The sequence below is a fragment of the Paenibacillus sp. SJS-P3 genome, from assembly GCF_056711585.1.
The window spans coordinates 4909532-4929801 of record NZ_CM160043.1; the positions used below are offsets into that span (position 1 = coordinate 4909532).

Sequence of the window (20270 nt, forward strand, 5' to 3'; positions counted from 1 at the left end):
TTTCCTAATCAATATAAGAATATATGTTCGATTAATGAGTCAATTCGCCTCATGGAGAGCTCACACCCAGGCTGGGCTTTCCAACCCCGCGAGGTGTCAGTAGCGAACATGGCGGCAGGGAAAGTCCTGCGCTATTGTCCGTACTGACGCAATTTGCGGGAAAAGGTGGACCGTTATTCAGAATCGTCGAACATCTCTTGCATCTCGGGGCTGGTTTTTAGTGAAGGACGAGGCCTTGGAAGCCTATGATTGGTCCCCTCTGTCCCATGGATTTCTCCGCCTTCCTTCACAATCGAGATCATCTTGGCGTCTCCACCATGGCGAATATCAAACCTAATACCGATCTGTTGCAGATTGGACTTCACTTCGTTCAGCCTGCGCGTCAAGGCATGAGCAGCTTTTGGCCAGGATGGAACCAAAATGTTGATTTTTTCTGTAATCGCCACGCTCTCCAGTCGTTCAAGCAACTCAGAAATAGAGCTATGCCAACTGCCTTTCCTTTTCATGAGTGCAATGACAGCAGCAGCCACAGGATGTGCACCAACCGCTTCATCATTGGCTTTGTTTTGATTATTTCTGTAGGCTTCGAGAAATCTCTCCCCTCCATATCCAAGTGCCTCTGCAATGGCATAGCCAAATTGGGTGAAGTCAGCCATTCTTGACAGCGATTCTAGCTTAACGTCTGGGTAAATAGCCATTGCTTTGGATAATGCCGTTAGCGCACCACCCAATATAGCTGGCTTATCATGCTCAAAAGCTTTCCAAACATCTTTCTCCGCTTTTCGTTCGGTTGGTTCAATTCGTTCAAGTTCGATAATGAGAGAACGATCTAATAGGTCTGCCCTAGTAGCCACAATATTGATGCCATTGAGGACAATACAGCGTAGAAGTTGAAAGATAGTTTCATCCTCATCTGTGAAGAGCGTACGCTTACTAACACCCCCTCCAGTGGAGGCAATACAAAGAAGGTCGCTTTTTTCAGCAGAGAGCACTTCCAAATTATCGAACGCTGGCATGTAGTTATTGGAGAGTACGATTGCCAAGTCCTGCTTGGAGTTCGGCATGGATAGGATGTCGCAAGCCGCTGGGTCTACGATTGACCTTATCATCCGCATTGTGGTGGACTTGGAAGCCCCTTTCTCTCCGCTAAGAACAAGTACAGGGTGCGGAATACTCGGAATAAAGCATGAAACGGTGTACAGCAAGAATAGAATTTGATCATCATCATTTCGGATGTTAACATGATTAAGCAACAATTTTAGATCCCCTGGGAAAATAGGATTGACCTGTGCCTTCATGTTATTGGTACGAACAAATACTGTCGGCGCATCGGAGATGATTTCGCACTTATTAGGCATAACCTCTACAACTTGTCGATTCTCATTTACTAAGTCATAGTAGTAGACGTTATCTACACTGGCGACCCGCCGTTCCAATGCGTACTCATCACCTTCGAATGTAGCCTTCATTTCCATAATACTGAGGGCCTGCTTCATGGCGTCGTCCGATGGAGCCTTACCTGTTGCCTCATAAAACTTCTTTGTTAGTAACAGCCGGTGCCTTTTACTTTTCACTTTCAAGCACTCAAAGTGATCACCGATCGGCACCTTTGCATAGGCTTCTCCAATCTCGTTTCGGAAATATTCACTGTCTTCGCCTAATCGAATGAGTAGTTGAGCCTGATTCACTTTTTCATCCACTTGATTATCGGAAGCATTTGCAGCACTCAAAGGTTCGTATAGAGATCGTAACTCGCGCCACCCTTTACCTTGGCAACTATTGTGATGGCAACCAGCGGCTATAGCACCATTATCAAATTGGAGGATGTAGGCGCTACGATTTGTGTGTTCCTCATTCCACGGACACGTTTTGAGCACGTATTTGTCAGCTTTGTTTTGCCAGCGTCCTTTTACGGCTATCCCAAGTTCGTATTGATTGACCCAAGCTTCTAGATCAATCGGTGTGGCGTCGACGTTTTTTTCTTTTTTTGGTGCTTCAGTGTTAGGTTGCTCCAGCTTCTCAATAATCGCTTCAATCTGTTCTATAGAGACAACACCAACTGATTCGGGCTGCTCCAACAGCCCTGAGAAACGGTGCGGACGCTCATCTGTGTCATCCCCCTTGCACGATTTTGTACCGTAGACTTTGCAAATGCGGGCAGCATTGTATACGCTGGTGTCGATGCACACCTTATCATCGCTATAATGCCAGTCTAGCGTTCCAAGGAGTTGTTTGATGAGATTCCGACTGTAATCGTCATTTGGCATGTCGATGGGATATAACAAGTGAGCACCGTTTCCGCTATCACACAAGAATGGATCGGCCCAGCCGGCCTTCCTGGTCATTTTCTGCACCTTTCTTGCTATCACTATCGCTGCCTCATGCTCAACATCAGAGGAGGAAATGCCGGAGGCTCGTATGGGGTCGAAGTCAATCATGATCAACCTTCGCCGCTCAATATCTGCATCACTTGTTGTATGTTTGGCCCCTTCTTCCATGCGGTTATTCGCTCTCGCCAGCAGATCGCTTTTTACCGGATTCAGTGTTGAATATACCCCTTCTACGTCTCCATCGTATAGAAGGGCTGCATCTGCCAAAGCCTCCATATTGTCGAAGTAGCCGCTAACCGTACCTTTCTTTGTATTCAGAATGCGAAGTTCCACGACTTCGCCATTTTCTCTCAACAGGTTTTGAGCTGCAATAATAATTTCAAATGGATCTTTTACCTCTAGCATGTAGTTACTCCTCTCGGTTGGAAGTACAGTGCCCTGAAAAGGATCGCAGGGGACATACTTTGTTGTCTTACTCAGCTTCGTCCTCATCGAATAGCCGCTCTACCGATTCCCTTTCTTCGGCCGATTGCTCACGTACAAAGAAATCCACTTCGACTTCTTCTTCTGATTCATCGCGCACCATCTTGTCGATGTTGCAATAGACGATGCCGTCTTTCTCATTGTGCTTAATTTCGACAATGACTGGCAGACCTCGGAACGCTTTCAAGTCCAGCTTGTCATTTGCTTTTGGCACGACACCAAAACTGGCTAGCGTTTGGGCGAACTTACTTTTCGGATGCTGACTTAGTGTCGGTGCAAAGAACAACTCAACAGCATCACCATCTGCCGTGAAAACGGCAACTTTGAAGTTGATGGCAGACCGCAGTCCATTACCAAAGGAAGTTTTATAATCCTTCCTAACAGCATCCAGGATTTGGCCTTTTTCTTTGCCTTCATCCACATAGGCTCGTACTATCTCGGGAATTTGAATGATCGTATCATCGTTTGAATAAGGGTTTTGACTCATGAAGGTATCTCTCCTTTTTGATTTTGAATTGTATCTTTCGCAAGAAGCATCATTAAGGTTGTAGCGTAATTCACTGTTGACTGTACTGACGCTTTTTGCGGTTGTAGATTAGGGCAATTGATCTGAATCATTTGACATGTTATTGGTATGTCAGCAAGGCCAAGCGGACGCAGAACTGTGCGGGACCAGAAAGCGGATTTTTCAATTGTCGCTTTAAGTGCTTGAAAGCTATCGACGTATAAATCTCCCTTGCAAGCATTAAAGAACTGAACCACATCTTTATCTGGCATGATACTTAGATCTTTTCCAAAGATATCTGCAAGGTTATTGTCGTAATAATCAAGCAATCTATGGGTATCTTTCCAACTGAGTTTGAAGGAGTAGCAAGGAAGCATTAGAACTTGGTTTCCTTCCTTAATACGATCCAAACTAAGATTTAAAAATTCGACTTTACAGCCTTGTTCCTCTAGGAAGGTATTGAGCTCTTTTACAATCATTTTTTCATCCTTCAGTTTCAATATCCGTTGGGTTAACGACATTTCCAGTAAGTATTGATTCATGGTTTCATTCTCCTTTTTTATGGTGATGGGTATGGAATGCTGCTCTTGCGTTGATCATCCTTACAAGTTTGATTCTAGCGTGTACCGGTTCATCCAGCCTCCCGAGTACACGCTGAATCTTTTCCTTGACAAGCTGTTTGCTTATTTCTTAAGCGGTACAAAGGCAACTTCAGTATCTTCCATGCTAAGGTAAGACACATCGTAAAATGAGATGCTGCTTCTTTCACTAAAATCGAGTTCGAAAAGCGCTGTAAGTTCATCTACCAGCTCAGTGGAGTAAACCACACCTTTTCTTCCAATCTTCCGCAAGGTGAAGTAGGTATCGTTATCAGGAAGTTCCCCTCCTATAGCAATCCCCTCATCATTCACGGCGATTTGTATAGCTGTAGAAGACCCGGTTTTCTCGATCAAAGCACCTGATAAGGTAATGCGCTTGCCGCTGCTCTTCGTATTCACGACTGTCAACACACATGGCTCCCCAGAAGCCCTGGTACCATGTTGTTTGCTCTGTACCGGTCTGAAGTTTTGCTTACCGTAGGGGCTCTCTTCAAGAACCTCATTAAGTATTGAGTCTGCTGCCGCAGTTTCTACATTGTTCATTTTGTTAGTCCTCCTCGTGTGATCTTGATTTGATATTTGCTAGATTTACGGTACTGACGCTACTTGAGGCTCAACGCCGTATGGAAAACTAAATCCATCGATTGACTGTGAAAATGACCTTATAATCGGTCAGACCGATTGCTGCCATTCTGCTATCTATTTCCGGACCAAAATTATCAGAGGCGACGGAGATAATATTCCCTATGGTGTAAACACACGGTCCTTCTCCGTGAATGCCTTCAATGGTAAACCGTAGCTCATCGTTGCCGTCCAGACATTTAACAACATTAAAGTTACTTTGAACGGCTTGACAGATAGATTCCTTATTCTCGACCAAATCCCCAGAAACTTTTAAGACAAGTTCGAAGAAAAACATATTCAGCTCTGTATTTCCGCCCATTTCGCTATCATAATCAATTTTGAAAGCATATCTTTGGTTCGCCATCTTATCACTAATCATGCGAGCTACTCCTTTGATCCCTTCCTCGCGGATTGCGACGTACAATGGCTTGTAAAGTTCTAATTCCTCACGTTGCTCATTAGACTTATCTTTATCACGGGCAAGCGTTATCTCAAAAAAACTACCGTCGATACAGTTGCCTTCAACTTTGTTGGTCAGTTCAACGATCAGGCATGCCTTTCCATCTTGATGGGCATTCAGGAGCTCCATCTCAGTGAGGTAGTTAATTACCTGCTTTTCTGAATCAATGAAATGAGGTGCAAGAAACTTTCTCTCTCGAACTTTATCGCTGCAATAGCCCTTAAGGAAACAGCAACCTATCGCTTGGGCATTGCCTGCCTCGAGCTGCTTCCTAATGAAGGCTTTCTCATAAGGGCTTTGGGGATCTCGGTTCTGAATGTTGATTTCTGTCGTTGGCATTTTGTTTTTCCTCCTCGTGTGATCTTGCTTTGATGTTTGTTACACTTACGATTCTAGCCTGTTGCAATAGCCTCAGCCTCCCAAACACAATCTGAAAATTTTCCTTGACAGGTACTTTTATGCTTGCTTTATATTGGGTTACTTTCTGAATTTATCGTATCATCCTGGTGTTTGGTCCACGACCCAGATGTCACCGACAACTTTTCCTTGACAACGAAAAAAAGCCGTGCGTATTCGCAGCGGCTTCGAGCACCTTGCATATTCTATTTGTTACCAATTCGTTTCTTTAGGTCTTCCATCCATTGTTCCATGGCGGGGTTAAGCCTTTCGAGTAGTTCGATTCGGTCTTTAGCAGGGATTTGTTGGTATAGGGCTACCAACTCCTTTACATTCTCCAGCGTCTTCTCAAACAGAGCCTGGGATTGCTCCAAGGCAAGCCCATTGGCAATAGCATTAAATTTTGACTTCGCAGGCTCTTCGATTGTATCGATGTAGGAAAGAAGCTCATTTTGAAATTGAAGTGCTTCCTCTGCCGTAATGTTTCCAGTCTGTTTGAGCGTCTTTTGTAAGAATGGACTATCAATTTGACGAATCGTCCAGACTATGAAATCAGCCAATTCCTTATCAAACCATACCTGTCCTCGGCTGTCCCTTAGGTTTTCCTCTTGTTCACCGAGCAGATTGAGAATCTTACTGAATAGGCTGCGTACTGTTTTTTCCTCGAAGCCCTCCACTTGTTTTACTACCCATGGCAGATTGAATCGTTCTACTTTTGTCTCTTCATTTTTAGTCATATATGAAGCCTCCAATGCTCTTGTTGATAGCCTGATTATAGCTTTATGCAAGGGTTGGGACAACAAGCTGAAGCGTCTTATCCAATAAAGTTCTTATCCAAAAATACCCCGTAGAATACAGTTATTTCACAAAGGGTGCACAAGTATATATACATATTAAAATTGTTATCTGAGGGAAGAGAAAACCCCGACCTAAAGAATTCGGGGTTTTCTGAAAAAAGGATTTACTTGTTCAGCCTTAATTTGATTTTGGGGTTTGCATCGCTCATCTCGATGTCTGTATCTATGCTGTAATTCTTTAACATTGCCACAACAAGAACAACCGTCAGCGCTACAATAGCTGTGATGATGACCGTTTCCGTGATGCCTAGGAAACCTGCTTGCGGCTGAACGGTAGGGGTCTTCTCCAGCAATCCCAGCTTGTCCTTAACCTTGTAGGCTCTGCCCACGTTTTCTGCCAGTTCTCCCACAATGATGATGGTACCGTATCTCTTGTTTACGGCATCCTCCAGTTCTGCCTTAGTGCTAATCGTGACTTGCCGATCTGAGAACGTCTGTGCCTGACGAAATCGCTTGTTGTCTTGTTTCTCTGCTCTTCTCACCGCTGCTTCCGCTTTTGTCATGTCTATCTTGTTTCTCAGCATGTCAAAAAAAAGAATTGCCAAGTGTTACGCCTCCATTCTACTATCTATTATTTATTGATTCCCCATGTCCTCTTAGAAGCGACATGGGGATTTGTGATTTAAAAAGATTCGTTACTTCGTAGCTGCTTCCAGAAGTGTTAGGATGTCAGCATATCCTTTGTCCTTTGCCGTACTTAGGGCAAAGTCATTTGGAACTGCACCTGCTTGAAGCAGCAGCTTCACTGTTGAAGCTTTTCCGCTGTATGCTGCGGAACTTAGCGGTGACGTAAAGGAATAGCCTAGGTTCGGGTCGGCACCCTGGGACAGCAGATACGTGATAATTTCATCATTGCCTTTAAGAGCTGCTGCCATCAGCGGTGTCCGGTTTTGAGGTAGAGCGTTAGCATCGACATGGTTTGTTCCGACTAGACGCTGTACCTCGCTAAGCACTCCGTCCTCAGCCGCCTGTACGAGACCCATCTCGCCTATGTAACTCGTCACTCTGCCTTTATCCAGACGCGCCTGTGCCTCATCGTCAAACTCAATGGCCTGACCTTTGCCGCGATTGGCCTGTAACTGATACTCTTCTAAAGCAGTAAAGATATTACCGGCTACGAAAACAGTTACAGGAGCATCGTACTGAACGCCAAGACGATTGAGCACACTGATTTGCGACTTGCCTGCGGAGATTCCCACCATTTCGATGACATCTTCTTTAGCCAACTTCTTAGAACCGGCGTAGAAAATCTGGAAGAACAGGCCACCACTTTCACTCTCTCCATAGGCCATAGTCGTGATCTGTCCATTTTTTGCGGTCAGTTCCTGTACGTCGAAAATTCGGATTCGACTAACCTCAGTAATTGTGGAGCTGTACTGGGCTGGATTTTTTGACATATTAGCTGAACTTACCTGCTTAGCTTTGTCGTAGAGAGAGAACTTGTCCCGATTTGTCGCAAAGAACGCGTCACTGTTACTCTCCAGAATCTTATAGGTAGCGTCTGGCATCTTGACACCTGTAGACGTTTCGCTCTTTATCGCATCCCGCATGACTGTGGCATAGCCTTTATACACGCCGCTATCCGCTTTCGGAAGCTGGGATTTGTCAGTTGAAATGAGGACGGAACGAGAAGTGCTATCCCATTCGACCTTCTCACCAAGGGCTTCACCGATGAAGCGTAGTGGCACCATTGTACTGCCATTTATGATTTGTGGAGCAGCGTCCAATGCCAATTTGGTTTCCCCGATCCAAGCGCCTTTCCAACCAATCTGCAAGCGGATGACCTTGTCACCTTTTGTAGCGTCGATGATTTGCTGCTTGGCATCCCACTTGACTGTTGCACCTAGTGCCTCGAAAATGGCTCGCATGGGAACCAACGTTGATCCGTCTTTTATGATTGCCGATTGTTCGAAGGTTTGTAGTTTTCCTTTCAGGTACACGTTGATCGTACTGTCCGCTAGAGCAGTCCCAGCTTGTGCAAGCAGCATTGTAGCGACGGTAAGAGTGGTGATGATTCGGTTTTTCATTTGCATTGATAGATTCCTCCGTTAGGTCTGATAAAGTAGTATAAAATAATATAAAACATGATTCGGTAATACTTTAAAATATAGTTAGGGCATTGTACCCACACTAAAAGATGTAATTTGTACCATATTTATTATCTATGGATGTTATGTTTTAGTCAAATACCATTTGTAGTGTGTTAAGTCTAAGAAGCCCCTCAGGTAAGCTTTTCTTGAGGTGGTATTTATGTCTGATGTGGTGAAGAGAGTCGGAGATAGGATACGTCGGCTGCGTAAGGATAAAGGATTATCCCAAGAGCAGTTAGCCGAGTTATCCGGTTTACATACGAATTATGTGGGTCAGGTGGAGCGCGGGGAGAAGAATCTAACGATCGAGACATTGCAGAAGATTGTTGGTGGATTGGGAGTGTCGTTAGAGGAACTATTCCGATACCTTGATCCGATGGAGCGTAAGGATACTTTGGGACAGATTGTGGAGATGCTGTCCGAGCGTTCTGCGCAAGACCAGGTAATGGCCTTGAGAGTGCTACAAACCGTATTAGATTGGGAGAAATCAAAGGATTAGAGTTAGACATTGGGTTCCTTGGTATACTAAGACAATAGGAGATGATATTAATGACAACTGAAAACGATATGCACGGTGAAAAGCCCTATATTGATATTAATGAATTGAACAGCTTCGTGTCTCGAAAAACGGGTCATGATGCTGACCTGATTCAAACTGTTATTGGTTACTCAGACGAGTACATTAACAACAAAGAAGAAGATGAGAATGGCGAAGTTCAAATCGATAATGACGAGCTCATAGTTCATATTTTAAAACAGCAGGACATTGCTTTAACTGAGAAAGAAGTGGAGGAAATACTGGAGGCAGAGTTGGAGTTTTTAGAGATAAAGGGCATTGCTGTTCCAGAGGAATAAAATATTCCATCATTTAGTCGACTATAGGCTTGCTGTCCATGTATCGGGCTGCGAGTCTTTTTTCTATTCGAACAAGTAGCAGTTCACGTTCCAACTTGACTTGAACCTCGTGCATCGCAGCAGCGATCTCTCGTACGGTCGGGAGGTGAATCGGCCCGTCCTTTTTGAAGAGCATCTGAAGCACAGCGTCTATGGTCTCGGAGCAGGTCTCGATACGGTTAACCAGCGTATCCTCACTTTCTACGAGTGATTCGTAATTGGATCTATTCTGCATTAGATTTCACCCCCTTTCCTTATGTGCGGCTTCATGAGCTTCAGAAGAAACATAGAACGGTACATTTAATTGAGAGACCCAGCCTAGCGCTAGTTCAATTGGGCTCCCTTCCATTATTGGAGGTCCATCTGCCCACTCTTCCTCTCGGGCAAATTGAATTTCGGTCGGGGTCATCAAGATAAACAAATCGGTTCCGTCAAAATACGGGTTTACAGATTGACCTTCCTGAAAGGTTAGAGCTACTCTTACTTTTATGATGATGTATTGGGGATGTTCTACCCTCTCTTGCTCCATTGCAGCTACTGCCAAAAAGTGAATCGCACCTTCAGGATCAAACGATGTTTTTAGTAATTCCAAAATTCTTTGTTGCTGTTGCTTGTTCATAATTAACCTCCATTATCAGTTGATTTAAGATATAGTTGAAATGGAAATACCCCTATTCAAATAAGGAATAGGGGTATTTCTGTATTGCTCAATTCAGTTTCTAGTTATTTACAGAATGCCCGTGTATGTTCATAAAAGACTGGAGAGTGATAAGAGTGGGAGACGTATATGACTTTAATACGCGAAAAAACTTTAAAACAATGGCAATACAAGATTACGATAAAAATGATGAAACAGCCATGAATTCCGGCAAGTATGTCGGATGTCTTTCTCAACAGCAAGCAAAATCTATATTGAACATTATGTCATTAATGACAGCTAAAAAATCACAAATTGATGCATTAATGATTGAATACTATGCCTTGCAAACTGCCTTCAATAGCAAAGCAGTAGACTCTATGCTGTCCTTGAATGCAAAAACTAATGAAGTCATTTTTGATCCTGAGACTAACGAACTGTATGTTGATGTGAAAGGCCACTGCTGGGTTGTAAAATTTGAAGATCTAAGAAAGTAGTGTTACAGTTCTTTGGGCTACGGGCTAAGCCTATAGATTAAGGAAAGAAAGGTAATCGTCTCATAAATCTTAAGAATTGTTTCTTTTATTAAAGTATGCTGCATCTAATCACTTGTCACGTGAAATCAGTATTATCACGTATAAATAATTATTTCACGTGTAATATTGACAAAAGGATTATTCTGGAACATAATACACGTGAGAGTTAATTTATCACGTGATAACAAAAATAGCACAGGAGGTATGGCGTTATGAGGCAGTCATATATCAATCGAGTATTTACAACTATGGTTGACTACAATGTTGAGTCGTACGAAAAGCTTGTAACCCCTACGGTAAAGATCTTCGCAAATGCGCACGATACCAAGCTTTACAAAGACTTGAAGCGGGATCACAACAATGTGTCACATACTGAAAGATTTGGCGCTATTCGTCTTAAGGGCGGAAAATACGAGCTGACACCGGTTGGTCAGCGGTTGTTCCATGAACCTAGTCTTTTCAACGGTATGTTCAATGAGCAGGCATTGGCATTTAGTTTTCAGTATAACAAAAAGGTTTTATTCCCTTACCGCGCCATGTTGAAGCTAATGTACAAATTAGATTCTTTAAACCAATTTGAATTCGTTGTATCACCGTTTTTGTTGAGGGGAACTTCACCTAAGGATATCCAAGATGCCTTGGATCGGATTAAGTTATTACGACATCTTTATGGGGATATAAGCAAAAAGTCTGATGCCCAAAAATCAGTGATACTGGATGACGTGAATCTTCGTTTCGGGCTGGACCTTGTGTTTAAAGATGTCTGGACATCGGAAACGGCAGCTTATAATCAATTCCGGTACTTCGGTAATCATCTCTCAAACCTAGTCCAAGGAATTCGGCAACAAGGCGGCGAAATCGTCAAAAAACGTACGTCCACAAATGCTGAAATTCAATCATTGCTCCTAGCCACAGCATCTGTAGAATCGTTAAGCGGAAACCCAGGTGGATTGAATTCATATTTCCGTAGTTAACCTGTATTGGTCCAGGAACCCTAGCAGGTTCCTGGAACCTTATCAAGAGGAGGATTAAGAATGATGCCTACTAGATTTAATTCAATTTATAATCAACGTTTTGCGAGCTGGTCTGAGTTAGAAAAGGCCATTGAAAATATACTGGATACCAAGGAGAAGGGTGACGCATTCGAGCAATTTATCTTTCTGTATTTGCACTTTCACCGTAACTTATTCGAAATTGAAACCATTTATATGAGAGATAATATTCCAGATGAGGTTAAACGATTTCTCCATCTGGAAAAGAACGATTATGGTGTAGATGGCGTTATTGTCCGAAATGATGGAATGATGGCAACCTATCAGGCCAAATTTCGGACGAATCGGAACCCTCCTTCATATCGTGAGTTGGCAACTTTCTGGGCTGAGTCCGAGCACGCGGACCTTTGCTACATTTTCGCCAACTCTGTTAAATTACCCGAGCTTGCTCACAAAAATCATAAACAGCAGCCAGTTGTGCTAGTCGACGCGTTTATTGATCTTGAGCAGGATTTCTTCGATAACATCCATCATTATGTCCATAAATTGCCTGAGATCGAGAAAACAATCTTTACTCCCCGTTCTTACCAAAGAACAATGATCGAAGAAGTTATCACCGGGTTCAACCACACTGACCGCGGGAAATTAATTGCAGCATGCGGTACCGGCAAGACTGCAACCGCAATGTGGATAAAGGATGCTCTGAATTCGGAAAACACATTGTTTGTTGCTCCTAGCTTATCCTTAATCAAACAAACGTTAGAAGGCTGGGCAGATCAAACATCGAAACCTTTTCGTTTCCTGTGCGTCTGTAGCGATCAATCAGTCGCTTCGGAGTTGGATGAAATCGAAGACGAATACGAACAAGATATCAATAATATGAACGTCCCTGTTACAACCGATCCGGTCACGATCAATCAATTTTTGGAGCAGGATGGAAAAACTCCGAAGATCATTTTTAGTACTTATCAGTCGTTGGACGCTATAGTTTTTGCATTAATGAATCTAAAGCAATCCTTTTCTTTTGATCTAGGAATATTCGATGAAGCACATCGTACTGCAGGCACTAAAAACTCACAAATGTTCGTGTATGCGCACAAGGACGAGTTTATTCCTATTAAAAAACGCTTGTTTATGACCGCGACAGAGAGGATTGTTACCCCACGAATTAAATCAATGGCAGAGAGCGCCGGTCAAACAGTATTCTCGATGGATGATCAAGAGCAATATGGGCCGACACTGAGCCGTTTGAATTTCGGAAAAGCCATCCAGGAAGGGATTATTGCAGACTATAGAATTGTCATCAGCGCGGTTGCAGAAGAAGAAATTTTTGACTTAATTCGTAAAAGCAATCTTTATATAAGCACAGATATTGGGGATGATACTGCACTTACGACAAGCGATGGATTATTTAAGCAAGTTTTGCTAGCCAAGGCGGTTGAGCATTTGGGAGTCAAGAAAGTCATAACATTCCACAGCTCTGTTAAGAACGCAAGAATTTTTATTGATGGCTCATCTGCCCAATTGCCATTATCCCGCGTTTTTGATCAGACAGTAAGCAATATTGAAGACGATCAAATTTTTTACTCCCATGTTAACGGTAGCATGAGTGCAGGCGATAGAAAACAAATTTTGAGAGACTTCAGGAACAAATCGTATGGCATCATATCCAACGCCAAATGTCTTACAGAAGGCGTTGATGTTCCTGTCATAGATGCGATTTATTTTGCAGAGCCCAAGAATTCCACTATCGACATTGTACAGGCAGTTGGACGGTCTTTGAGGAAGACAAATCAGGACGAGGAAAAAGTAGCCTACATTATCATTCCAGTCATTATTCCCTCTAATTCCATTAATTTTAGTGGAGTAAACGCAGAGCTGTTCGATACATTACATTCAGTTGTTCAAGCGTTAAGAGATCAGGATCAGAATTTAGCGGATTTGATAGACGAACTTAATTATCAATCTGCGCGTGGTAAAAAGCCTAACATACCGGAGGAACTGGAGAAAAAAGTCGTTGTTCTGCCATCGGAAACACTACAGATAGATGAGTTGCAAGAGACTATATTTTTACGTATTGCCGAAGTCAACAGCCAATCAACAATGTTTAAGAGCATAATTAAGCAGACATCAGAGGGTGAAGATCGACGCGGAAGCATAGAACGTGTCTTTAAATCGGTTGGAGATTATAATGTCGATGCGTACAAGACGAGCTTGGTTCTCCCAACGATCGAACGCTTTATCCACGATAATGAGATAAAGGAGTCACATGAATTATCAATTAATCATAATAATTTGTCCCACTCTGAACGAATCGGGGCATTGGACAGAATTTCAAAGTCACAATATCGTCTTACGTCAATTGGTCGATTCCTTCGCTCTAACCCAAAAGCTTTTGAATCTATCTTTAAGGAGCAAATGTTGAAATATTACTCACACAATAAAGTGGAAAATAACTATTTACTCCCTTATCGTGCCTTATTTAAGGTGTTTATGGAGTTCGAAAAAATATCCAAGCTCGAATTCTTATACTGTCTCTATTCTTTAAGAGCAACATCTGATACTGCGATCAAGCAATCAATTGAAAGGATTTACTACCTAAGGGAAACATATCCACGCATTGAGATTTTAAATGAAGATAATCAGAGTAAAGTCTTGGAATTGATTAACGATAAGTTTAATGTTTCTTTCTCCTACAAAGACATTTGGACTTCTCGGACGACCGCTTACAATCAGTTTAATTACTTTAAAAAACATTTATGGACATTCTCAAATATTTTTGAAAACGACCTTAAAGCAAAGGATGAAATTAAGGTGTATCCTGGTTCGCGAGTCGTTATCATGGACTTGTTAGAACGAACTAATAGAGTGGAAGAGCTTGCGCTCCTGAGGAAGGAAGAGGATTTACGTCAATACTATAGAAGCTTGTTACTTCTATAGTTCTTGTAATGGAATTAGACCCAAATGCCGCCAATTATTACTGAGACTATATATTTTGTGGCTGCTCGGATGAATTAGAGATAAACCAAAATATGCAACAAAAACTTACCCCCTGTTGGTTTATTTAAGCTTTGTACCTTTTGGGCTAAGATCTAATTAACTGGTAATTCTACAAATTAAAAACCATTCCGTCGTAAACGACAGAATGGTTTTTCTGTATTAGTTATTGCTTCTCTAATACTACAATACTCTCCCGGAGAAGGTCATTTAGATAAGGGAACCTCTTCAATTGTTGAGGGGAAGTACGAGCCTTCCGGCAGATGATTATCTCTTTAACCCTAAGTCCGTATTCCTCTGCTAACATTCCGAGTATGAGATCAGAAGGGACCAACACACCAAGGTATGCACTCTGATCAACGACGATAAAACATTTTCTACCCGGTTTCAGGAGCATCGAGCATTGTTCAATAATCTTACTCATGTCATTGAAGTACCCTTTAATCATATTTGGAACTTTCCTTGTTCGTGTGTCCTTCTTACCCGTTAACCTCTCCTTGTCTGGAATGGAAAGTTCGATCTCCTGGGCGATCTGATTAACAATTGGATAATCCGCGACGGGTTTCCCTGATGTGTTTACAAACGATCTTACTGCATACTTTCGAATATGCTGAATATCGCTTATTGAGTTGACAAAGTCACCGAAAAGAAGCTCCATCTTATAGGATTCAAAGTAATCAAAGGAGTTTGCGTATGGTGGAGAAAATATAATTGCTCCAACGTTACGATCAAAATGCTGGTGATATGTTGAATACAGATTGGTCGCATCTCCAGCAATGGCTTTAGAGGCAATATTAGTCGATATTCTAACTTCTCTAATGTCCTTCAAGATACTAAGCATTTTATCTTTAAAATATGGAAACACCTCTTGAACTCTACTGAGCCTTGTCAAGAGTCCATTTCCGTCCCTTTTTCGGTTTGACACATCTTCAATTATGGACAGAAGTCCCAATTGGAAGAGATTACGAATCTTTGGAGATCCAATTTGGTTAATAAAGGCCTTTACTGAAAGCAACTGCTGAAGCTTATCAATATCGAAAAACTGAGGAGCATCATCAAAATCAACTACTTCGACCGATATACGAGAATAATCAAACGAAGCCAATACCGACTCCGCTTCAAGAATATCGTTGTCGTCATAAGCGGTCGCTTTAGTACTTGAAACGAAGGCGGAAAGAGGATTGACATCTAACCCAAACGAGGAATATCCTTGAAATGCAGCTTCCACGATGGTCGTGCCCGAACCGCAAAAGGGATCAACAATTACTTCGTTTTTTGGAAGGGAATACTGTTCAATTAAATGCTTGATCAGTACATGTGAGTAACCTTCCCGATATCTAAACCAACCATGGTATGGGGTATTGACATTTTTAGAGAAATTTACGAGTTGATTAAAAATATCGATTTCATCTTTTATAACGTAAGCGTCTTCCAATTTAATGATTGAATTGGTTAATTCGGGATCATGAAATACGGCTTTCTGTTTTAGAATCGACGCAGTTTGAATCATGTAGCTGAACACCCTCTCTTTTTACCCAACCGACGCTTTCGAAATAAAGACACTGTTTTATCGTATCGTCTACAAAGGTGCTAGACAATCTTTCAATTTGGACAAGATCCTCCTCGTTTGCATCTTGAAGAGCAAAATCCATTATGACCGGGATCAATTTTGAAAAGATTGCTTGGTACAATTCGGTTGTTGTGTAGGTATCGCGTTGCGCATATAGATCTTCGATGCACTCGCCGATAACACTTTTGATTGTCTCCGGATACCCCTGTTCCTTCACTTTATTAATTCTACTGTTCAATCTTTTCTTAAAGGAATAAATAAAATCGCCATGGATGTTCCCTGAATATTGAAGATGTGAAGTATTCTTATACGATTCTATAAAATCCTGGAACACGACACCGTTCTCAGGTAAATAAAAACCTGCGCGTGCTGCGGCTTTCAATAAAGCGACCCAAACGTTGATGTCTTTGTTGTTGAAAGTGAACACCATATAGCCATTATCTTTTAGTACACGAAAACATTCCTTAAATATGGAATACAGCATCTCTTCATAATGATCTACCGTTTTCGCATTGTTTAACTGTCGCTTTCGGTTAACAACGGCTTCTTCATCATTAAATATGAAAGAATCAAGATCACGATACTTTTGGTACCAAACATTCCAGAAGGCAGACAGCTCAGCATACTGTACGTTGCTTCCATACGGAGGGTCTGTGATTACCGCATCCACAGTTTTGTCAGGAACAGGGAGATTAGACGAACTTTGATTTAAGATTAAATAATCCCGACCCTGAATAAGCTGATCGAAATCATGCGCGGCTTTGGTATTATGGATAATGGTTTTATTAGTATATGATAGTCCCTTAATTACAGCGTCTATTCTATTCCTAAATTTATCCAATACGTTAGTTTCAACGAAAATGTTGGGTAACCAGTAGGCGTGCTTGTCCATGGAAGTAGGGTTTCCATTTTCCCAATTATCAGTCACACGCGTCATGTTGTTCGTGTATCGAAGTGAGGCACTAAAAATAAAATATAGACAGTCTAAGAGATCTTTGTCAGCACCAGAACGCTTTAACTCAAGGATGCGGTTAAAGATGATTGTATTGGCGACAAAGTTACGCTCGGTAAACAAATCCCTAAACCGACGAATTCCTTTTTGTGACAGGCAATCCTCCAACTGTCGATCCCAGTTTTGAGGAATATCTTCATCAATATCGACGAACGATGGAGCGAGATATTTCTTGTAATCGACAACTGAAAAATATTTACGTTCTTCCTCTGACAGCAATCGAACCGTTGCCGTACCACTTGCTTCCCGCACCTTCATTCTTAGAGGGATACTGGATACGGGAATGCATTCAGTTCTTTTTACTCCTATGACTTTGGGTAAATTACTGATGCAGTCTTTCTTTGGACATCTGTAAGTACCATTTCTGACTTTATTTTCTTCCGTTAAATTCAAAGACGAGTTACAATGAGGGCACTCGACTACATACGCCCATTCCATCCATTCGATCACAAACCGCTCATTGTTTATTTCAACCTCGTAAAAGTGACCTATGTCTGTTTGAAGTTTATCAAGAAACTGATTCGCACAAGACTTGAGTTCTTTCAAGTCGACCTTCTTCACCTGCATTTCCGTAATAAATGCTGCAAGTGGGTTTAGGTCAACTCCGATAGCCTTCCTTTTCAAAGCAAGACTCTCAAAAACTGTCACACCTCCACCAACAAAGCAATCCAATACAATATCATTTTCGTTTGTATAATGTGATATTAAATTAGAAAAAACGTTATAAGGTCTTCTAGCAAAGTATTTATGCATTTTATATTGTGGACTGTGGGTCAATGCTTTGACTGAATTTCTAATAGGGGTGATATTCAATGTGTTAGTTTTCATTAATGCGAGACACCTCCAAAGAGATTATTTTACATGAATATTAAAATTTCGACAAGAATATTATATCTTCGAATGAATTCTGCCATCACAAGTAACTAAAGAGTACACATTACATTTACTACACCGTGTTCTAGCATCTCGCTCTTTTACGTTAATTATCTGTTAATTTTAGACCCGTTTTATCCGTATATCAAGCTAACAAAATTCCCCTTTTCACTAAGCAGGCCAAAAATTTAGCCGTCATTTATGGTACGGTTCCCCCCGGTTAATCTTCACCGCCCGGTACACCTGCTCCGTCAGCACCAGCCTCATGAGCTGATGGGGCAGCGTCATCCGGCCGAAGCTCATGCGCTGCTGGGAACGCCGCAGCACTTCGTCGGACAGCCCGTGGCTGCCGCCGATGACGAACAAGACATGGCTAGTCCCGTAGGTGCCCAGCCGGTCCAGTTCACGGGCAAGGTCTTCGGAGCTCCAGAGCACTCCGTCAATGGCAAGAGCGATCACATGCGCGTCGGGCTTGATTTGGGCCAGGATGCGCTCGCCTTCCTTGGCCTTCACGATCGCAACCTCCGCGTCGCTGAGCGTGTCGGGAGCCTTTTCGTCCGCAACCTCGATGACCTGGAACTTCAAATAAGGCGCCAGACGCTTCGCATACTCCGCGATGCCCAGCACCAGGTACTTCTCCTTCAACTTGCCGACGCCAACGATCTGTACGAGCATAATTCCTCCTATATCCTCGCTCGAATGACCAAGCGTGTTTGTCCTCATCGGGAACTTTCTTCTGCCGCTATCATACCGCAAAGCGGCTCCGAACCCTAGTCGCGACATCCTGTAAAAACAAAATGATACCCGTTTCTATCCTACTGAAATATCCGTTCCCCTCCTCTTTTCTTCATGCCCGCTCGCCCAGTTTAGAATCCATGCCGAATCATTTTCGAAGTGGAATTATGCGTATCAAGCCGGGGGTGAAAACGGTATACTTCGGCCAAGTTGGAAAGGGAACCGAAGTGACGATTCGCTTCCCCCTTGCTCCAGAGCTTGCCTCGGCGCTTGCGGCCGCTTCGAAATTGCTTGGCTAAGCGGGGGCTTCTTCCATCCGCGCCCGCTGCATCGCCCCGCTTCGGCGGCAGCAGGAGCTCAAGCTTTCACGACGAAGGCTTCTTCCTTCAACCTCCAATTTCCAGATATATGCCTGCCGAATATGGCTTCGGTTCTCCTTTTCAGTGGTAATCTCCTTTGATACCATTCCAAATCAGAGAGGAAATACGGGCATGAACAAAGCCATGATCATCCTCAACCCTTCCTCCGGCAAAGAGAAGGCGCTCGACTACATCAAGCAGATTGAAGAGGTGCTCCGCCATAAGGGCTACGAGGTGACCAGAAAGGAAACCGCACAAGCCCTCGACGCGACCCGCTTCTGCCAAGCAGCTTGCCGGGAAGGTTGCGACCTGGTCGTTTCGGTAGGCGGAGACGGAACATTGAACGAAACGATCAACGGCATCATGGATCAGGATCACCGGCCGAAGCTGGGCATCGTCCCTCTCGGCACGGTCAACGATTTTGCCCGCGCGCTCCGGATTCCGCTCGATCCCGAGGAAGCCATTCGAGCGCTGTCCTCCTCCAACGTGAGAACCGTCGATCTGGGGCAGCTGAACGGCCGCCTCTTCTCGAATGTCGTCGCAGCGGGCTCGCTGGCGGAATCTGTAGCCTCGGTGACCTCGGAGGAAAAGTCCAGGCTCGGTGCTTTCGCCTACTTGAAGGAAGGCATCAAGGAGCTGCTCGGCGGCCCTGCCCATCCCATCGTCGTCGAGCATGACGGCGAGCGCTGGGAAGGCGATTCTCCGTTATTTCTCGCCGCTCTCACCAACTCGGTCGGCGGCTTCGAGAAGCTTTCCCCGAATGCATCCGTCGACGACGGATTGATCCACGGCTTTATTATCCGGGACATGAACGTCTTCGATACCATTGCGGCCGGCTTGTCCCTCTGGTTCGGCAGCCTGAAGGACAAGAAGGATGTCATCTATTTTACGGCCAAGAAGATCCGGATCACCTCGCCGAAGCCGCTCCGCACCAATGTAGATGGCGACGAAGGGCCCGCGCTGCCGATCGAGATGAGCATCCTGCCGGGATATCTGCAGGTCATCGTTCCCGAGGAAGGATAGTTCTCTCTGCATGGATTCCTTGCTTGTCCTGTGAGCCGATTCCATGCCCATGCGTGAGCCGGCCCGATTACTAGGTCTTTATTCTCCGCATGAGCCGGGCATATTACTAGATATTATTAAGTATCTCTTGGCATTACTTGAAGTTGTCTTTGTACAAATCCCTCTTGATTCCGGCGCCGCAGGCGACGTGCCTGACTCCATTCCAGACGTCGCCTCTTGCTTCCCCGCAATCCAAAGGGAAAAAGCCAACCCGGCAATCGGGTTGGCTTGATGACGTGTTTGCGTTCATTCCCGCATA

19 protein-coding genes are annotated in these 20270 nt (G+C 43.5%); 6 read left to right on the top strand and 13 right to left on the bottom strand.

All coding sequences use genetic code 11. The annotated features are described in order from the left end of the window. Window positions 1–173: 173 nt before the first annotated feature. The 8 genes from AC06G8_RS22450 to AC06G8_RS22485 form a co-directional block, all read right to left on the bottom strand. Window positions 174–2735: a hypothetical protein gene (locus tag AC06G8_RS22450; protein WP_480284015.1), complete on the bottom strand. Its 2562-nt coding sequence runs from the start codon at window positions 2733–2735 to the stop codon at window positions 174–176. Window positions 2736–2802: 67 nt separating this feature from the next. Then, window positions 2803–3300, bottom strand: a complete 498-nt coding sequence (locus AC06G8_RS22455) for a hypothetical protein (protein ID WP_480284016.1) — start codon at window positions 3298–3300, stop codon at window positions 2803–2805. Beyond that, a complete protein-coding gene (locus tag AC06G8_RS22460; RefSeq protein WP_480284017.1) occupies window positions 3297–3860 on the bottom strand; it encodes a hypothetical protein in 564 nt (187 codons plus the stop codon). Before AC06G8_RS22460 ends, AC06G8_RS22455 begins: the two co-directional genes overlap by 4 nt. A gap of 141 nt (window positions 3861–4001) precedes the next feature. Then, window positions 4002–4460, bottom strand: coding sequence for a hypothetical protein (locus AC06G8_RS22465; RefSeq protein ID WP_480284018.1), 459 nt, complete (start codon window positions 4458–4460; stop codon window positions 4002–4004). An 88-nt stretch (window positions 4461–4548) separates the two neighbouring features. Beyond that, window positions 4549–5340: a hypothetical protein gene (locus tag AC06G8_RS22470; RefSeq protein WP_480284019.1), complete on the bottom strand. Its 792-nt coding sequence runs from the start codon at window positions 5338–5340 to the stop codon at window positions 4549–4551. Window positions 5341–5603: 263 nt separating this feature from the next. After that, window positions 5604–6134, bottom strand: coding sequence for a hypothetical protein (locus AC06G8_RS22475; RefSeq protein WP_480284020.1), 531 nt, complete (start codon window positions 6132–6134; stop codon window positions 5604–5606). 224 nt (window positions 6135–6358) lie between these two features. Further along, entirely contained in the window at window positions 6359–6799 is a 441-nt protein-coding gene (locus AC06G8_RS22480; protein WP_480284021.1) for a hypothetical protein, read from the bottom strand. Between the two features lie 90 nt (window positions 6800–6889). Beyond that, window positions 6890–8287 (bottom strand): stalk domain-containing protein, encoded by a 1398-nt coding sequence (locus tag AC06G8_RS22485; RefSeq protein WP_480284022.1) that lies wholly within the window; start codon window positions 8285–8287, stop codon window positions 6890–6892. A gap of 217 nt (window positions 8288–8504) precedes the next feature. Between AC06G8_RS22485 and AC06G8_RS22490 the strand changes: the two genes are divergently transcribed. Together AC06G8_RS22490 and AC06G8_RS22495 are read left to right on the top strand one after the other, a co-directional pair. After that, on the top strand, window positions 8505–8843 hold the full coding sequence (locus AC06G8_RS22490; protein WP_087918895.1) for a helix-turn-helix domain-containing protein: 339 nt from the start codon (window positions 8505–8507) through the stop codon (window positions 8841–8843). Window positions 8844–8893: 50 nt separating this feature from the next. After that, window positions 8894–9199: a hypothetical protein gene (locus AC06G8_RS22495; RefSeq protein WP_087918896.1), complete on the top strand. Its 306-nt coding sequence runs from the start codon at window positions 8894–8896 to the stop codon at window positions 9197–9199. Window positions 9200–9212: 13 nt separating this feature from the next. On the opposite strand, the gene AC06G8_RS22500 is transcribed toward AC06G8_RS22495, so the two are convergent. Together AC06G8_RS22500 and AC06G8_RS22505 are read right to left on the bottom strand one after the other, a co-directional pair. After that, on the bottom strand, window positions 9213–9473 hold the full coding sequence (locus AC06G8_RS22500; protein WP_094869762.1) for a hypothetical protein: 261 nt from the start codon (window positions 9471–9473) through the stop codon (window positions 9213–9215). A gap of 6 nt (window positions 9474–9479) precedes the next feature. Next, window positions 9480–9857 carry a hypothetical protein gene (locus AC06G8_RS22505; RefSeq protein ID WP_480284023.1) on the bottom strand — a complete coding sequence of 126 codons (378 nt, stop codon included), beginning with the start codon at window positions 9855–9857 and terminating at the stop codon, window positions 9480–9482. A 155-nt stretch (window positions 9858–10012) separates the two neighbouring features. On the opposite strand from AC06G8_RS22505, the gene AC06G8_RS22510 reads away from it, so the two are divergent. The 3 genes from AC06G8_RS22510 to AC06G8_RS22520 all read left to right on the top strand — a co-directional run bounded on the left by AC06G8_RS22510 (window position 10013) and on the right by AC06G8_RS22520 (window position 14343). Then, entirely contained in the window at window positions 10013–10372 is a 360-nt protein-coding gene (locus tag AC06G8_RS22510; protein ID WP_480284024.1) for a hypothetical protein, read from the top strand. Window positions 10373–10623: 251 nt separating this feature from the next. Next, the gene (locus tag AC06G8_RS22515; RefSeq protein ID WP_480284025.1) at window positions 10624–11385 is read left to right on the top strand and encodes a hypothetical protein; all 762 of its coding nucleotides are present in this window, start codon (window positions 10624–10626) and stop codon (window positions 11383–11385) included. 60 nt (window positions 11386–11445) lie between these two features. Then, window positions 11446–14343, top strand: coding sequence for a DEAD/DEAH box helicase family protein (locus AC06G8_RS22520; protein WP_480284026.1), 2898 nt, complete (start codon window positions 11446–11448; stop codon window positions 14341–14343). A 223-nt stretch (window positions 14344–14566) separates the two neighbouring features. On the opposite strand, the gene AC06G8_RS22525 is transcribed toward AC06G8_RS22520, so the two are convergent. From AC06G8_RS22525 to rlmH, 3 genes are all read right to left on the bottom strand, one after another. Further along, the gene (locus AC06G8_RS22525; RefSeq protein WP_480284027.1) at window positions 14567–15910 is read right to left on the bottom strand and encodes a DNA methyltransferase; all 1344 of its coding nucleotides are present in this window, start codon (window positions 15908–15910) and stop codon (window positions 14567–14569) included. Then, window positions 15864–17810 (bottom strand): DNA methyltransferase, encoded by a 1947-nt coding sequence (locus AC06G8_RS22530; protein WP_480284028.1) that lies wholly within the window; start codon window positions 17808–17810, stop codon window positions 15864–15866. The genes AC06G8_RS22525 and AC06G8_RS22530 overlap by 47 nt, the downstream gene beginning before the upstream one ends. Window positions 17811–18050: 240 nt before the next feature. After that, window positions 18051–18530 (bottom strand): 23S rRNA (pseudouridine(1915)-N(3))-methyltransferase RlmH, encoded by a 480-nt coding sequence (gene rlmH, locus AC06G8_RS22535; protein ID WP_480284029.1) that lies wholly within the window; start codon window positions 18528–18530, stop codon window positions 18051–18053. 551 nt (window positions 18531–19081) lie between these two features. On the opposite strand from rlmH, the gene AC06G8_RS22540 reads away from it, so the two are divergent. Beyond that, complete coding sequence (locus AC06G8_RS22540; RefSeq protein ID WP_480284030.1) at window positions 19082–19972, top strand: diacylglycerol/lipid kinase family protein; 891 nt, start codon at window positions 19082–19084, stop codon at window positions 19970–19972. The last annotated feature ends 298 nt before the right edge of the window (window positions 19973–20270 follow it).

Bases quoted from the DNA above. Each gene is read 5' to 3' on its own strand.
- AC06G8_RS22455 (WP_480284016.1), bottom strand. From the start codon at position 3,300: ATGAGTCAAAACCCTTATTCAAACGATGATACGATCATTCAAATTCCC.
- AC06G8_RS22520 (WP_480284026.1), top strand. From the start codon at position 11,446: ATGATGCCTACTAGATTTAATTCAATTTATAATCAACGTTTTGCGAGC.
- AC06G8_RS22475 (WP_480284020.1), bottom strand. From the start codon at position 6,134: ATGACTAAAAATGAAGAGACAAAAGTAGAACGATTCAATCTGCCATGG.
- AC06G8_RS22515 (WP_480284025.1), top strand. From the start codon at position 10,624: ATGAGGCAGTCATATATCAATCGAGTATTTACAACTATGGTTGACTAC.
- AC06G8_RS22450 (WP_480284015.1), bottom strand. From the start codon at position 2,735: ATGCTAGAGGTAAAAGATCCATTTGAAATTATTATTGCAGCTCAAAAC.
- AC06G8_RS22465 (WP_480284018.1), bottom strand. From the start codon at position 4,460: ATGAACAATGTAGAAACTGCGGCAGCAGACTCAATACTTAATGAGGTT.
- AC06G8_RS22500 (WP_094869762.1), bottom strand. From the start codon at position 9,473: ATGCAGAATAGATCCAATTACGAATCACTCGTAGAAAGTGAGGATACG.
- AC06G8_RS22495 (WP_087918896.1), top strand. From the start codon at position 8,894: ATGACAACTGAAAACGATATGCACGGTGAAAAGCCCTATATTGATATT.
- AC06G8_RS22525 (WP_480284027.1), bottom strand. From the start codon at position 15,910: ATGATTCAAACTGCGTCGATTCTAAAACAGAAAGCCGTATTTCATGAT.
- AC06G8_RS22485 (WP_480284022.1), bottom strand. From the start codon at position 8,287: ATGCAAATGAAAAACCGAATCATCACCACTCTTACCGTCGCTACAATG.
- AC06G8_RS22505 (WP_480284023.1), bottom strand. From the start codon at position 9,857: ATGAACAAGCAACAGCAACAAAGAATTTTGGAATTACTAAAAACATCG.
- AC06G8_RS22540 (WP_480284030.1), top strand. From the start codon at position 19,082: ATGAACAAAGCCATGATCATCCTCAACCCTTCCTCCGGCAAAGAGAAG.
- AC06G8_RS22530 (WP_480284028.1), bottom strand. From the start codon at position 17,810: ATGAAAACTAACACATTGAATATCACCCCTATTAGAAATTCAGTCAAA.
- AC06G8_RS22490 (WP_087918895.1), top strand. From the start codon at position 8,505: ATGTCTGATGTGGTGAAGAGAGTCGGAGATAGGATACGTCGGCTGCGT.
- rlmH (WP_480284029.1), bottom strand. From the start codon at position 18,530: ATGCTCGTACAGATCGTTGGCGTCGGCAAGTTGAAGGAGAAGTACCTG.
- AC06G8_RS22470 (WP_480284019.1), bottom strand. From the start codon at position 5,340: ATGCCAACGACAGAAATCAACATTCAGAACCGAGATCCCCAAAGCCCT.
- AC06G8_RS22460 (WP_480284017.1), bottom strand. From the start codon at position 3,860: ATGAATCAATACTTACTGGAAATGTCGTTAACCCAACGGATATTGAAA.